Source organism: Enterobacter sp. WCHEn090032 (genome assembly GCF_003986875.1).
Taxonomy (GTDB): Bacteria; Pseudomonadota; Gammaproteobacteria; order Enterobacterales; family Enterobacteriaceae; genus Enterobacter; species Enterobacter sichuanensis.
In genome coordinates, this window is record NZ_RXRN01000071.1 from 1 (window position 1) to 353 (window position 353).

General features: G+C 63.2%; 1 protein-coding gene. It reads left to right on the plus strand.

Translation table 11 applies throughout. From position 1 onward, the window contains the following. A partial coding sequence (locus tag EKN83_RS23260; RefSeq protein WP_148110463.1) for a DDE-type integrase/transposase/recombinase occupies window positions 1-353 on the plus strand: 353 nt, incomplete at both ends.

Sequence of the window (353 nt, forward strand, 5' to 3'; positions counted from 1 at the left end):
ACCATGCCCGCCTTCAGCACCGTTCATACCCTGATGGCCCGTCACGGCCTGCTGCCGGGCACTTCACCGGGCATTCCCGCCACGGGACGGTTCGAACATGACGCGCCCAACCGGCTCTGGCAGATGGATTTTAAGGGCCACTTTCCCTTTGGCGGAGGCCGCTGCCATCCGCTCACTTTGCTGGACGACCACTCCCGTTTTTCCCTGTGCCTGGTGCACTGTAACGATGAACGTCGTGAGACCGTGCAGCAGCAGCTGGTCAGCGTGTTTGAACGCTACGGCCTGCCGGACAGGATGACGATGGATAACGGCTCCCCGTGGGGAGACACCACCGGCACCTGGACGGCGCTGGA